Genomic DNA, 14,170 nt, shown 5'->3' with positions numbered 1-14,170 from the left:
TCCGAAGATCTTTTCTTTCCAACTTTTTTTATGAATTTCGCGATCGGCGGTTCCCCCGGCATCACAATTTTTACTATCTTTCGGCGGCAGCCCCATAAGGGCTAACGATAGGTTAGATCACCCTGTCTAATCCACCAGTAAAACAATCGTTCGAGTGAACCGTATCGCGCCGCACCACGTTACGAGAGCGGCGTAACGGAAATCCTGTGACGTTACGTTACGGAACCCCAAATATCGGGCTCCAGACGATCGTTTCGAAACGATTAAAAATCGTTTTCGGCAATCGTTAAACCTAGATGGAACAAGGCTTTCCGAGGCGCCGTGAATCGTCTTCGAGAGGCATTCGAATCGCGTGGCACGAGTGTTGCAGAGTCTTCGTCGCGGTAACACAGATCACACAACACCACTGCGAGGACGAAATGGACACTCAACCGATCATGCAGGGCACGCTCCGGACGACTTTGATCGCGGCCACCGTGGCAGCCATGCTTTCCCTCTCCGCCTGCGGCGGCTCCGGCACCCTGAGCCAGGGCACGGGCGGCTCCAGCGGCGGCAACAACACGCCGCAAGGCACCAGCGGCACGTCCTCGGGCACTTCGTCCGGTACCAGCAGCGGCACGTCCTCCGGCACCAGTTCCGGTACGTCCTCAGGTACCAGCAGCGGCACCTCCTCGGGCACCAGCTCCGGTACGTCCTCAGGTACCAGCAGCGGCACCTCGTCGGGCACCAGCTCCGGCACGTCCTCCGGTACCAGCAGCGGTACCTCCTCGGGTAGCAGCTCCGGCACCAGCAGCGGCACCTCCTCGGTCAACGCGCTCGGCACGGTGGTCGCCAATACCGGCAACGTGGTCTCGAACGCGGGCACGGCGGTGTCCGGCATCGGCTCGACGATCGCCAGCCAGTCCCTGCCCGGCCTCGGCAACGCGCAGACGCAGGCCCTCGGCGGCGTGGTGAACAGCCTGGGCGGCGCGGTCAGCGCGCTCGGCAACGGCCTGGCCGGCGGCCTCGGCCAGCTCGGCGCCTCGACCAACCCGCTGGGCACCACGCTCGGCTCGACCGGCAACGTGGTATCGCAGCTCGGCAACGCCGTCACCGGCACCGGCCAACTGGTCAGCAGCCTCGGCAGCGGCCCGCTCTCGCCGCTCGCGCCGGTCACCTCGGTGGTCGGCGGCCTGGTCTCGACGCTCGGCACCGCGGTGGCCAACGGCGGCACCACACTCGGCACGGTCCTGACCACCGGCCCGGTCCAGCAGATCACGCAGACCGTCAGCTCGGCGATCACGCCGATCACCTCGGTGATCGCCAACACCACGCAGACGATCGGCAGCGCCACCGGGCTCGGCGCGCCGGTCAACACGCTGCTCGGCACCATCGGCGGCGGCCTGAACCAGGCCGGCAACCTGATCTCGTCGACCGGCGGCGGCAATGCCATCACCAAGGGCCTGGGCTCGACGGTATCGGCCACCGGCACCACGGTCGCCTCGCTCGGCGGCCTGCTCACGGGCGGCAACGGCTCCAACCCGCTGGCGCCGATCACCGGCGCGCTGGGCAGCCTGACGGGCGCGCTGGGCGGCCTCGGCGGCAGCTCCGGCAGCGGTTCGAGCGGCCCGCTCGCCCCGATCACCGGCCTCGTGTCGACCGTCACCGGCGCGCTCGGCAGCCTCGGCGGCAGCTCGGCCGGCGGCGGCGCGGGCGGCCTGCTGGCACCGGTCACCGGCCTGCTCTCCTCGGTCACCGGCACGCTCAGCGGGGCCGCCGGCGGTACCAGCGGCAGCGGCGCAGGCGGCCTGCTGGCCCCGGTCACGGGCCTGGTCTCCTCGGTCACGGGTGCGCTCGGCAGCGCCACGGGCGGTGCCACCGGCGGCGGTGCCGCGGGCGGCCTGCTGGCCCCGGTCACGGGCCTGGTGTCGGGCGTCACGGGTGCGCTCGGCAGCGCCACGGGCGGCGCCACCGGCGGCGGTGCCGCGGGCGGCCTGCTGGCACCGGTCACGGGCCTGGTGTCGGGCGTCACGGGCGCGCTCAGCGGCGCGGCTGGCGGCAGCAGCGGCTCCGCCGGCGGCGCGGGCGGCTTGCTGGCGCCCGTCACCGGCCTCGTGTCGGGCCTGACCGGCGCGCTCGGCTCGGCAGCCGGCGCGGCGACCGGCGGCGCGGCCACCTCGGGCACCGGCACCACGGTGGCCGGGTTGAGCGGCTCGAGCAGCACCACCAGCACCAGCGGTTCGGGCGGCGGCCTGCTCTCGCCCGTGACCTCGCTGGTCGGCGGCCTGCTCGGCGGCGGCAAGCACTAAGCATCGACCACATAGACCAAATAGCGTTAGGAGCCCAACCATGAACTCGATCCACTCGACCCCGTCGGCGCTGCGCGTCGCACGCCTTGCCCTGACCGTGATCGCGGCCGCCACCCTGTCCGCGCTCGCGGCCTGCGGCGGCAGCGACGTGACCACCGCAGGCGGCGGCAACAACACGCCGCAGGGCACCAGCGGCGGCACCACCACCAGCGGCACCAGCTCGTCCTCGAGCAGCGGCACCACGGGCCTGTTGAGCACCACCGGCAAGACCGTCAGCGACCTCGGCAACACCATCGGCTCGGTCAGCATCCCCGGCCTGAGCAGCGGCGTCACGCAAGGCCTCGGCAACAGCGTGTCGGGCGTCGGCACGGTGGTCGGCGCGGCCGCCGATGCACTGTCCAACGGCCTCGGCCAGATCGGCACGACCGCCAACCCGGTGGGCACCACGGTCGCCGGCCTGGGCAACGTGGTCAGCGCCGCCGGCACCACGGTGGCCGGCCTCGGCCAGACCGTGACCTCGCTCGGCACCGGCCAGCTGTCGGCGCTCTCGCCGATCACCACGCCGCTGGGCACCCTGCTCAACACGGTCGCCAACGGCGTGCAGGCCGGCGGCATGACGCTCGGCACGGTGCTCTCCTCGGGCCCGGTCACGGCCGTCACGCAACCGATCAGCTCGGCCATCACGCCGATCGTCACCACGGTCGGCCAGACCACCCAGACGGTGGGCGCGGCCACCGGCCTCGGGGCCCCGGTCTCGGGCCTGCTGCAGCAACTGGGCGGCGCGGTCGCCTCGGTCGGCACCAAGATCGGCAGCACTTCCTCGCAGCCGCTGGTCGGCGACGTCGGCACCCTGGTCTCGTCGATCGGCAATACCGTCAGCAATGCCGGCGGCCTGGTCAACGCCTCGGGCCCGAATGGCGCGAACCCGATCTCGGGGCTCATCACCAGCCTGGTGGGCAGCTCCAGCGTGACGGTCGCCAACGGTTCGTCGAGCGGCAGCCCCGCGAGCAATCCGCTCACCGGCCTGCTCGGCTCACTGGGCGGCGCCACCGGTGGCACGGGTGCGGGCGGCCTGCTCGCGCCGGTCACGGGCGTGGTCTCCTCGCTCACCGGCGCGCTCGGCTCGGCCACCAGTGGCGCGGGCGGCACAGGCAGCGCGAATCCGCTCGCGCCGGTCACGGGATTGCTGAATACTGTCACCGGGACGCTCGGCAGCGCGACGGGCGGGGCCAGCACCTCGGGCAGCGGCGCCGCCGGCTCGCTGCTCTCGCCGGTCACCACCCTGGTCGGTTCGCTGACCTCGACGCTGGGCTCGGCCACCTCGGGCGCCAGCGGCGGCTCCACCGGCCTGCTCGCGCCGGTGACGGGCCTGCTCGGCACGCTGGGCAGCGTCGGCAAGTAAGGCAGCATCCGTGCGTGCCGGCGGGAGGCACGCACGGTCATCACCAGTTGCACGGAACGGGCGGCATCGCGATGCCGCCCGTTCGCAGTAGAAAACTAAAAGCTGGCCTACGAGGACTTACCCATAATGAGATCCACTCACCAGGTTTGGACGATGCTGTTCGCGCTTGCCGCGACAACCGCCGGTCCCGCGCATGCCCAGAGCCGCCCCGCCGGCAACCCGCTCGAATCGCTGCCGCAGATCAACGCCCCGCAGCGCTCGACGGTGACCGTCCAGGTCGAACCGCAGGCGCAACAGGTGCAGGAGCTGCTGGCCCGCCATCTCACGCCCTCGACGATCCGCATCGAGGGCGTCAAGTCGATTCCCTTCGATCTCGTGTCCGCCCGCTTCACGCCGCTGGTCGGCAAGGACGTCACGATCGGCCAGTTGATCGAGACCGCCAACGGCGTGACCAAGCTCTACCAGGAACGCGGTTATGCGCTGTCGTTCGCCTTCGTGCCGGCGCAGACCTTCGAGGACGGCGTGGTGCGGATCACGGTGGTCGAGGGCTTCGTCTCCGACGTGCAGATCACCGGCAAGCCCGGCGCGATGGAGTCGAAGCTGCGCGCGGTGGCGGCCCACATCACGGCCGACCGGCCGCTGCGCAAGGATACTTTCGAGCGCTACGTGAATACCTTCGGCCTGCTGCCCGGCATCACCGTGAAGGCCAACGTGCCGCCGCCGCAGAACACCGACGGCGCCACCACCATGACGCTGGACGTGACGCGCAAGCCGATCAACATCAGCAGCGGCATCGCCACCACCAATCCCGGCGTGCAGGGCGTGTTCACCGTCACCGAGAGCGGCCTCACCTCGCTGGGCGAGCAGTTGAGCATCTCGGCGCTCGCGCCCAAGGGGCCGAACAACGTCACCTACGTGGCGGCCAGTGCCGCGGTGCCGATCGGCAGCAATGGCTGGACCGCGCGTGTCGATGCCACCCACTATCGCGGCAATCCCAGCGACAACCCGGGCCTGCCGTCCTACGTGAAGCGCACCGTGGTCAACGACAAGATCGGTATCTCGACCTCCTACCCGATCCTGCTCAACAACCAGCGTAGCCTGCTGGCCACCGTGTCCGGTTATGCCTCGCACAGCGAGGACAACTACCAGAACCAGCTCGGCGGACAGTTCATCGGCCTGCGCTCCCAGGTGCGCGTGCTGCAGGCGCAGATGGACTACACCGCCGTGCGGACGAGTTCGGTCACCAAGCTGAGCTTCAATGTGGCGAAGGCGTTCGACATCCTGGGCGCCTCGAAATCGGGCGAGACCAACATCCCCGGCACGGTCCAGAACAACCCGGCCTCGATCACATTCGTGCGCACCGGCGGCACCGTCGTGCAGAGCAACCAGTGGCCGTTCAAGATCGGCACGACCGTGCAGCTGACCGGCCAGTTCAGCCCCGTGTCGCTGCCGACCACCGAACAGATCGCGTTCGGCGCGCAGCGTTTCGCGCTCGGCTACGAGCCCGGCGAAACCTCCGGCGATTCGGGCTGGGGCATGTCGGCCGAGATCAACCGGCAGTTCTCGGTCGGCTATGCGTACCTGAAGTCGATCACGCCGTATATCGCCTACGACATGGCGCGCGTCTACCTGCACGCGGGCACGCCCCTGCCGAATCGCCTGTCCTCGGTCGGCATCGGCATTCGCGTGTCGGACGGCCAGCACTACAACCTCGACCTGAACGTGGCGAAAGCGATCGGCGACGCCCCAATCGAAAGCGCTTCACGCAGCCCGCGCATCAATGCGTCGTTCTCCTACCAACTGAACTGACCCCGGCCGCCAGCCCGCGCTCTCGATACACACGCGGGCCGTCTCGATTAGAGGCACCTCTATCAGACGCGGCAGTGGCTTTGACGTATTCTCCAAAGAGCTTTCCGGCAGGCCCGACCTCGATGCAGGACGGGCCGGCGCCGAGAAATCCCACGAAAAAGACAAGCTATCCAAGGAGGAAGACAATGCGCCATTTCACTCTTTCGCTGCGCAAGCTCGCCGTCGGCGGTGCCCTGCTGGCGGCCGCATGCAGCGCCTTCGCCCAGGCCGACAGCCCGATCGGCACCTGGCAGACGATCGACGATCACACCGGCAACCCGAAGGCCCTGGTGCAGATCTCGCAGGACAGCAACGGCACGCTCTCCGGCGTGGTGACCAAGGGCCTGGGCGCGAACGACACGCCCGACCGCCGGTGCACCGCCTGCACGGACGAGCGCAAGGATCAGTTGATCAAGGGTATGACGATCATCAAGGACATGCAGAAGGATGGCGATCACTGGGACGGCGGCAACATCCTCGATCCGGAGAACGGCAAGGTCTACAAGTGCAAGATGACGCTGGAGGATGGAGGCCAGAAGCTGGTGGTGCGCGGCTATATCGGCGTCTCGCTGCTCGGTCGTTCGCAGACCTGGGTGCGCCAGCAATAAAAGCCGATGGGTGCGACACCTAGCGTATCGCATGATGCGGCACGTGGATGAGAAGTCGCCGCGCGGATTTCGAAGGGAGACCGCGCCGCGCTCAGGCGCTGGAATGAGGATCGGATGGGGACGGCATGCGCGGCTCCAGGCGCGGCTTCACTTCCGGGCGTGGTTCCGTGCAGGCTACGTGGATCCGGTTAGGCACGAGGGCATGACGGATTTCGGCAGCGCGCGAATGGACGTGCTTGCGCATGCGCACGGTGACGGTTTCGTAGAGATCGTCGCAATCCGGCCCGAACAGTTCGTTCAGCACCGCGTGCAGCGTGCCCGATTCGTACCAGAGCATGAAACGGCGATGGCAGGTTTGGTAAGCCGGATAACGGCGAGGAATCGCCGACCATGATGCGCAACTGAATATCACCCAGAGCACGCCGTTGAGTACGTCGCGTGCGTCGGCAAGAGGACGCCCGCGCAGCTCCTTGCGCGGGCGCAATTCAGGCAGCAAGCGGGCAACACGTTGCCACTCGCTGTCGGTGATGTCTCGATACGGCCTCATGTCACCCCTCCGATTACGGGAACAGGACCAAGATATCGAGCCGGAATCGCAATGAATATTGGACGATTCCGAAAATTGCAGGGCGCTCCGGATCAATCCGACGCAGCCGGCGAGGTGCCCGGACGGCGGGACGGCGCCCGCACCGAGGCTCAGGTCAGCGAGGTATCGACCACGCGCCGCGGCGTCTCCAGATATTCCAGCGACTGCATCTCGACGATGCGCGAGACGGTACGGCTGAATTCGTTGGCCATCGGCCCTTCCACGTAGAGATCCTCGGCCGGCACCGCGGCCGACATCAGCAGCTTCACCTTGTGGTCGTAGAGCACGTCGATCAGCCAGGTGAAGCGGCGTGCCTCGGAGGCCATGCGCGGCGACATCTGCGGCACCTCGGAGAGCACGATCGCATGGAAGCGCGAGGCCAGCTCGAGATAGTCGTTCTGCGAACGCGGGCCGCCGCACAGCGTCGCGAAGTCGAACCAGACCACCCCATCGGCCTTGCGCAGCGCCTTCAGCTCGCGCTTCTCGATATGCAGCAGCGGGCTCTCGTCGGGCACCGCCGCGAGCCTGGCGAAGGCGCTGCGCAACTCGCGGTCGGCCTCGGCGCCGAGCGGCGTGTGATACATCTTCACCTGGGTCAGCGTGCGCTGGCGGTAGTCGACGCCGGCATCGACGTTCATCACGTCGAGCTTCTGCTTGATCAGCGCGATCGCGGGCAGCATGCGGTCGCGATGCAGGCCGTCCGGGTAGAGCAGGTCCGGATCGTAGTTCGAGGTCATCACGAACTGCACGCCGTTGGTGAACAGCCGGTCCAGCAGGCGGTAGAGGATCATCGCGTCGGCGATGTCCGAGACATGGAACTCGTCGAAGCAGATCAGGCGGTAGCGCTTGGCGATGCGGCGCGCGAGTTCGTCGAGCGGATCGGCCTGCCCTTTCAATTCCTCGAGCTCGCGATGTACCTCGCGCATGAATTCGTGGAAATGCAGGCGCGTCTTGCGCTGCACCGGCACCACGGCGTAGAAGCTGTCCATCAGGAAGCTCTTGCCACGGCCCACGCCACCCCACATGTAGACGCCCTTGGGCAGTTCCGGCCGGATCACGAGCTTCTTGAACGCGTTCGAGCGACGCGCCTTGTAGGCGACCCATTCGTCGAAGCATTGCTGCAGGCGCGTGATTGCGACACGCTGCGCGGTATCGGCCTGGTAGCCGCGCGCGCCCAGTTCGCGCTCGTAGTATTCGGTGACGTTCATCATGCAAACCGGAAAAACCAAAGGCGAGCGGAAAACTCCCGCCCGCCTTCGGCATCAAACGGCAGCGCCGGCCGGCCGGCCAGCAGGGCAGGCGCGGCGCCGTGGCGGCCCGAAGGCCGCCTCGATCAGCTGTTCAGCGAACGCTTGTCGGCGGCCAGGGCCGCTTCGCGCAGCACTTCCGACAGCGACGGGTGCGCGTGGCAGATCCGGGCGATGTCTTCCGACGCCGCCTTGAACTCCATCGCCACCACGGCTTCGGCGATCAGGTCCGAGGCGTTGGCCGAGATGATGTGCACGCCCAGCACTTCGTCGGTCTTCGCGTCGGCGATCACCTTGGCGAAGCCTTCCGGCGCGTTCATGCCCAGCGCGCGGCCGTTGATCGAGAACGGGAACTTGCCCGCCTTGATCTCGCGGCCCTCGGCCTTCAACTGCTGCTCGGTCTTGCCGACCCAGGCGATTTCCGGCGAGGTGTAGATCACCCACGGAATGCAGTTGTAGTCGATATGCGGCTTCTGGCCGTCGATCACTTCCGCGACCAGCACGCCTTCGTCCTCGGCCTTGTGCGCGAGCATCGGGCCGCGCACCACGTCGCCGATCGCGTAGACGTTCGGCACCGCGGTACGGCAGTGGTCGTCGACGTCGATGAAGCCGCGCTCGTTGGCCTTCAGGCCGATCGATTCGAGGCCGAGGTTGTCGGTGTTCGGCACGCGGCCGATCGACACGATCAGGCGGTCGGCTTCCAGCGTCTTGGCCGCGCCGTCCTTGTCCGTGTAGGCGATCGACACGCCCGCGTCCGAGGTCTTCACCTCGCCGATCTTCACGCCGAGGTTGATGTCCAGGCCTTGCTTCTTGAACAGCTTGGCGGCTTCCTTGGCGACGGCTTCGTCGGCCGCGGCGAGGAACGCCGGCAGCGCTTCGAGCACCGTCACTTCGGCGCCCAGGCGGCGCCACACCGAACCGAGCTCCAGGCCGATCACGCCGGCGCCGATCACGGCCAGCTTCTTGGGCACCGCCTCGAAGGTCAGCGCGCCCTCGTTGTCGGCGACGATCTTGCCGTCGACCGGCAGGTTCGGCAGGTGGCGTGCCTTCGAACCGGTCGCGATGATCACGTTCCTGGCCGTCACGACTTCGGTCTCGCCTTCGCCGCTGACCTCGATCTGCACGCCGGCGTCGGTCTTGCCGGTGAACTTGCCATGGCCCTTGAGCCAGGTGATCTTGTTCTTCTTGAACAGGTACTCGATGCCGCCCGTCATCTTCTCGACGATGGCGTCCTTGCGGGCCAGCATCTTGGCGGTGTCGATCTTCACGTCGCCCACCGTGATGCCGTGGTCGGCCAGGTGGTGCGAGGTCTTCTCGAACTCTTCCGAGGAGGCCAGCAGCGCCTTCGACGGGATGCAGCCGACGTTCAGGCAGGTACCGCCGAGCTTGAGCGCCCCGGCCGGGTTCTTCCACTTCTCGATACAGGCAACCGTCTTGCCGAGTTGCGCGGCGCGCACCGCGGCGATGTAGCCGCCGGGGCCGGCGCCGATCACGACGACGTCAAATTCCTTGGACATGACTATCCTTCTCTGTTGCCCCGCGCGCGGCGGCACGTCCTGCGTGCGCCGCGCGACCTGGGCGATTCAATGCGGGAAAGGCTGGGCTTACAGGTCGAGCAGCAGGCGCGCCGGATCTTCCAGCGCGTCCTTCATGGCGACCAGCGAAAGCACCGCTTCGCGGCCGTCGATGATCCGGTGGTCATACGACAGCGCGAGGTAGTTGATCGGGCGAATCACGATCTGGCCGTTCTCGACCACCGGGCGCTCCTTGGTGGCGTGCACGCCGAGGATCGCCGACTGCGGCGGGTTGATGATCGGCGTCGACAGCATCGAGCCGAACACGCCGCCGTTCGAGATCGAGAAGGTACCGCCCGTCATTTCCTCGATCGACAGCTTGCCGTCCTTGGCCTTCTGACCGAATTCGGCGATCTTCTTCTCGATGTCGGCCAGGCTCAGCTGATCGGCATTGCGCAGGATCGGCACCACCAGGCCGCGCGGCGAACCGACCGCGATACCGATGTCGAAGTAGCCGTGATAGACGATGTCGTTGCCGTCGATCGACGCGTTCACCAGCGGGAACTTCTTCAGCGCGTGGACCGCCGCCTTGACGAAGAAGGACATGAAGCCGAGCTTCACGCCGTGTTCCTTCTCGAACTTGTCCTTGTACTTCGCGCGCAGGTCCATGACCGGCTGCATGTTGACTTCGTTGAAGGTCGTCAGGATCGCGTTGGTCTGCTGCGACTCGAGCAGACGCTCGGCGATACGCGCGCGCAGGCGCGACATCGGCACGCGTTGTTCCGGACGATCGTTCAGCCAGGTGGTGGCCGAGGCCGGCACCTTGACGTCCGGCAGCGCGGCGGCCTTCTTCGGCGCGGCGGCCGGCGCCGAGGCAGCCTTCACCGGCGTGGCGTTGGCGCCCAGCGCGTCGCCCTTGGTGATGCGGCCGTCGCGGCCGGTGCCCGAGACCTGGCTCGGATCGACGCCCTTCTCGGCCAGCAGCTTGGCTGCGGCCGGCGAAGCCGTGGTGTTGCTCGAGCCCGAGGCGGCAGCCGCTTGCGCGGCCGGCGCGGCTTCCACCGCGACCGGCGCCGGGGCCGGACGCACTTCGGCTTCGCCGGCGGCGGCGGCCACGGCACCGGCCTTCGCCTCGGTGTCGATGGTGGCGATCACCTGGTCGGCGACGACCGTGTCGCCGTCGTTCTGCAGCACTTGCGACAGCACGCCGGCTGCCGGTGCCGGCACTTCCAGCACGACCTTGTCGGTCTCGAGTTCGATCAGGATTTCATCCTGCGCGACCGCCTCGCCGGGCTTCTTCTTCCACTGCAGCATGGTGGCTTCCGAAACCGATTCGGAAAGCTGGGGGACTTTGACTTCTACGATAGCCATGACTTGATTCCTGGATGCTTGATCTGGGTAATGTCGGGATCCTGCGGCCTGGCTCGCGCTCGCGTTGCCGCGCGCGACGAGACAAACCGGGAACGCGCCTGGCGCGCTCCCGGTTCGTGAGGTCCGCTTATTTTGCGATCGACGCGCTCTTCAGGCGGCCGAATGCCCCTTCGATCAGGGCCTTCTGCTGCTCGTAGTGCTTCGCGTAGTAACCGACCGCCGGCGAGGCGGAAGCCGGGCGGCCGCTGTACGCGAGCTTCTGCCCTTCCTTCATGCCTTCCTTCAGGTGGTGTTCGATGTAGAACCACGGGCCCTGATTCTGCGGCTCGTCCTGCACCCAGACCACTTCGGTCGCGTTGTCGTACTTCTTCAGTTCCGCTTCGAACTGCTTGTGCGCGAACGGATAGAGTTGCTCGATCCGGATAATCGCCACGTCGTTCGCCTTCGCTTCGCGGCGATGCGCGACCAGGTCGTAATACACGCGGCCCGAGCAGGCCAGCACGCGCTTGACCTTCTTCGCGTCGATCGACTGGTCGGTTTCGCCGAGTACCGGTTGGAACGAACCCTTGGCCAGTTCCGACAGGTCCGAGACCGCTTCCTTGTGGCGCAGCAGCGACTTCGGCGTGGCGACGATCAGCGGCTTGCGGAACAGGCGGATCATCTGGCGACGCAGCAGGTGGAAGATCTGCGCGGGGGTGGTCGGCTGGACCACCTGCATGTTGTGATCCGCGCACATCTGCAGGAAACGCTCGATACGCGTGGACGAGTGCTCCGGACCCTGGCCTTCGTAGCCGTGCGGCAGCAGCATCGTCAGGCCCGAGACGCGGCCCCACTTCACTTCACCCGAGGAGATGAACTGGTCGATCACCACCTGCGCGCCATTCACGAAGTCGCCGAACTGCGCTTCCCACAGCACCAGCGTGTTCGGTTCGGCGGTCGAGTAGCCGTACTCGAAGCCGAGCACCGCTTCTTCCGACAGCACCGAGTCGATCACCGTGAAGTTCGCCTGGCCTTCCGAGATGTTCTGCAGCGGCACGTAGGTGCCGTCGTTCCAGCGCTCGCGGTTCTGGTCGTGCAGCACCGCGTGGCGGTGCGTGAAGGTGCCCCGGCCCGAATCCTGGCCGGTCAGTCGCACGGCGTAGCCCGATGCGACCAGCGAGGCGAACGCGAGGTGCTCGCCCATGCCCCAGTCGAGCGGTTGATCGCCCTGGGCCATCTTGCGGCGGTCGTTGATCACGCGCTCGACCAGCGGGTGGACCTTGAAGTTCTCCGGCACCGTGGTGATGCGCTCGCCGAGACGCTTCAGCTCGGCCAGCGGCACGGCCGTGTCGGCCGCGTCGGTCCACTTGCGGTTCAGGAACGGCACCCAGTCGACCGCGTACTTGCTCTTGTAGTTCGAGAGCACCGGATCGACCGTGTGGTGGCCGTCGTCCATCGCCTTGCGATAGGCCTTGACGAACTCGTCGCCCTGCTCGGCGGTGATCACGCCCTGCTGCACCAGCTTCTCGGCGTACAGCGCGCGGGTACCCGGGTGCTGCGCGATCTTCTTGTACATCAGCGGCTGCGTGACCGCCGGCGTGTCCTGCTCGTTGTGGCCGAGCTTGCGGAAGCAGACGATGTCGATCACGACATCCTTGTGGAACTGCATGCGATAGTCGATCGCGATCTGCACCGCGAGCACCACCGCTTCCGGATCGTCGCCGTTCACGTGCAGCACCGGCGCCTCGATCATCTTGACCACGTCGGTGCAGTACAGCGTCGAACGCGCGTCGCGCGGGTCCGAGGTGGTGAAGCCGATCTGGTTGTTGATGACGATGTGCAGCGTGCCGTGCGTGCCGTAACCGCGCGTCTGCGCCAGGTTCAGCGTTTCCATCACCACGCCCTGGCCCGCGAAGGCCGCGTCGCCGTGGATCTGCACCGGCAGCACCTGCAGGCCGTCGGCGTCGCCGCGACGGTCCATCCGGGCCTTGGCCGAACCTTCGACCACCGGGTTGACGATTTCCAGGTGCGAGGGGTTGAACGCGAGCGACAGGTGGACCGGGCCGCCTTCGGTGGCGATGTCCGACGAGAAGCCCTTGTGGTACTTCACGTCGCCGGCCGGCAGGTCGTCGACGTGCTTGCCTTCGAATTCGGCGAACAGGTCGGCCGGCATCTTGCCGAGCGTATTGACCAGCACGTTCAGGCGGCCACGGTGGGCCATGCCGATGACGATTTCCTGCACGCCCTTCGAACCCGAATGCTGGACCACTTCGTCCATCGCCGCGATGAAGCTTTCGCCGCCTTCGAGCGAGAAGCGCTTCTGGCCGACGTACTTGGTGTGCAGGTAGCGCTCGAGGCCTTCGGCGGCCGTCAGGCGGTTCAGCACGTGCTTCTTCTTGTCGGCCGTGAAGTTCGGCGTGGCGCGCGTCGACTCGAGACGCTCCTGCCACCAGCGCTTCTGCTCCGGATCGCCGATGTACATGTACTCGGCGCCGATCGTGCCGCAATACGTGTCGCGCAGCGACTTGACGATGTCACGCAGCGAAGCCTGCTCGAAACCGAAATACAGGTTGCTGGCGCTGAACGTCTGGTCGAGGTCGGCCTCGGAGAAGTCGTAGAACGCGGGTTCGAGCTCGGGGATCGCGGGGCGCTCGCGACGCTTCAGGGGATCGAGATTGGCCCATTGCGAGCCGAGGAAGCGATAGGCGCTGATCAGGGTCTGGACGTGCACCTGCTTGCGCGCGGTGGCCAGATTGCCGGCATTGCCGCTGTCGCGCGGGATGAAGGCATTGGCCTTGGCGCGCTGGGCAAAGGATTCGACGATCGGAAAGTGGGCGACGTCGTTCGCGTTCGAACCATCCGTAGCCGGCACGTTCTGCAGCGCGTCGAAATACTCGCGCCAGTTGTCCGGCACCGATGCCGGGTTGTCCAGGTAGGCTTCGTACAGTTCTTCTACATACGAAGCATTGCCGCCGAACAGATAGGAGTTCAGCTGGAACTGCTTCATTACATCTGACATTTTACGCTCACCTTTCTTCGAGCTTCTCGAGAAATAGCGGGTTACTCAACCTTCCGCGACACGGCCTGACCGTTTAGCGGATTGCGCGAATCAAGTCTTGCTTGGAAGGACCTAAAACTTGCGTGCGCGCAGCATATCACAATACGCACCAACGAAGGTCACAATGTCGCACCCTCGAAGCCCGTCGCGGCGGGCTTTCGCGACAAATGGCCCCGATTTTGACAGGACTCGTAATAGTGTTTTACGAGGCGCGGTCGGCAGGACGCAAAAAAGCCGCCCGGAGGCGGCTTTTCTGGATTCTTTCCGAG

General features: G+C 66.6%; 9 protein-coding genes. 4 read left to right on the top strand and 5 right to left on the bottom strand.

Translation table 11 applies throughout. From position 1 onward, the window contains the following. The first annotated feature begins 419 nt into the window (after positions 1–419). The 4 genes from BM43_RS32145 to BM43_RS32130 all read left to right on the top strand — a co-directional run bounded on the left by BM43_RS32145 (position 420) and on the right by BM43_RS32130 (position 6,146). Positions 420–2,288, top strand: coding sequence for a collagen-like triple helix repeat-containing protein (locus BM43_RS32145; RefSeq protein WP_042283631.1), 1,869 nt, complete (start codon positions 420–422; stop codon positions 2,286–2,288). A 40-nt stretch (positions 2,289–2,328) separates the two neighbouring features. Beyond that, positions 2,329–3,690 (top strand): collagen-like triple helix repeat-containing protein, encoded by a 1,362-nt coding sequence (locus BM43_RS32140; RefSeq protein ID WP_036051753.1) that lies wholly within the window; start codon positions 2,329–2,331, stop codon positions 3,688–3,690. Between the two features lie 126 nt (positions 3,691–3,816). Further along, the gene (locus BM43_RS32135) at positions 3,817–5,499 is read left to right on the top strand and encodes a ShlB/FhaC/HecB family hemolysin secretion/activation protein (RefSeq protein WP_036051755.1); all 1,683 of its coding nucleotides are present in this window, start codon (positions 3,817–3,819) and stop codon (positions 5,497–5,499) included. Between the two features lie 185 nt (positions 5,500–5,684). Next, entirely contained in the window at positions 5,685–6,146 is a 462-nt protein-coding gene (locus BM43_RS32130) for a DUF2147 domain-containing protein (protein WP_013697791.1), read from the top strand. A gap of 91 nt (positions 6,147–6,237) precedes the next feature. Here the strand turns inward: BM43_RS32130 and BM43_RS32125 are convergent, their stop codons facing one another. The 5 genes from BM43_RS32125 to BM43_RS32105 form a co-directional block, all read right to left on the bottom strand. After that, entirely contained in the window at positions 6,238–6,693 is a 456-nt protein-coding gene (locus BM43_RS32125; protein ID WP_017919162.1) for a transposase, read from the bottom strand. A 149-nt stretch (positions 6,694–6,842) separates the two neighbouring features. Beyond that, positions 6,843–7,940: a cell division protein ZapE gene (zapE, locus tag BM43_RS32120; RefSeq protein WP_036041394.1), complete on the bottom strand. Its 1,098-nt coding sequence runs from the start codon at positions 7,938–7,940 to the stop codon at positions 6,843–6,845. Between the two features lie 125 nt (positions 7,941–8,065). Continuing rightward, positions 8,066–9,496: a dihydrolipoyl dehydrogenase gene (gene lpdA, locus BM43_RS32115; RefSeq protein WP_036051756.1), complete on the bottom strand. Its 1,431-nt coding sequence runs from the start codon at positions 9,494–9,496 to the stop codon at positions 8,066–8,068. Between the two features lie 87 nt (positions 9,497–9,583). Then, positions 9,584–10,864 (bottom strand): 2-oxoglutarate dehydrogenase complex dihydrolipoyllysine-residue succinyltransferase, encoded by a 1,281-nt coding sequence (gene odhB / locus BM43_RS32110; RefSeq protein WP_036051757.1) that lies wholly within the window; start codon positions 10,862–10,864, stop codon positions 9,584–9,586. A 127-nt stretch (positions 10,865–10,991) separates the two neighbouring features. Then, complete coding sequence (locus BM43_RS32105; RefSeq protein ID WP_036051758.1) at positions 10,992–13,862, bottom strand: 2-oxoglutarate dehydrogenase E1 component; 2,871 nt, start codon at positions 13,860–13,862, stop codon at positions 10,992–10,994. Positions 13,863–14,170 lie beyond the last annotated feature (308 nt).

Origin of the sequence: Burkholderia gladioli (assembly GCF_000959725.1) — a bacterium.
GTDB classification, from domain to species: domain Bacteria; phylum Pseudomonadota; class Gammaproteobacteria; order Burkholderiales; family Burkholderiaceae; genus Burkholderia; species Burkholderia gladioli.
This window is presented reverse-complemented; position numbering and strand designations above follow the sequence as displayed.

Coding starts and splice junctions, on each gene's coding strand:
- BM43_RS32140 (WP_036051753.1), top strand. CDS start 2,329: ATGAACTCGATCCACTCGACCCCGTCGGCGCTGCGCGTCGCACGCCTT.
- BM43_RS32105 (WP_036051758.1), bottom strand. CDS start 13,862: ATGTCAGATGTAATGAAGCAGTTCCAGCTGAACTCCTATCTGTTCGGC.
- zapE (WP_036041394.1), bottom strand. CDS start 7,940: ATGAACGTCACCGAATACTACGAGCGCGAACTGGGCGCGCGCGGCTAC.
- BM43_RS32130 (WP_013697791.1), top strand. CDS start 5,685: ATGCGCCATTTCACTCTTTCGCTGCGCAAGCTCGCCGTCGGCGGTGCC.
- lpdA (WP_036051756.1), bottom strand. CDS start 9,496: ATGTCCAAGGAATTTGACGTCGTCGTGATCGGCGCCGGCCCCGGCGGC.
- BM43_RS32135 (WP_036051755.1), top strand. CDS start 3,817: ATGAGATCCACTCACCAGGTTTGGACGATGCTGTTCGCGCTTGCCGCG.
- BM43_RS32125 (WP_017919162.1), bottom strand. CDS start 6,693: ATGAGGCCGTATCGAGACATCACCGACAGCGAGTGGCAACGTGTTGCC.
- odhB (WP_036051757.1), bottom strand. CDS start 10,864: ATGGCTATCGTAGAAGTCAAAGTCCCCCAGCTTTCCGAATCGGTTTCG.
- BM43_RS32145 (WP_042283631.1), top strand. CDS start 420: ATGGACACTCAACCGATCATGCAGGGCACGCTCCGGACGACTTTGATC.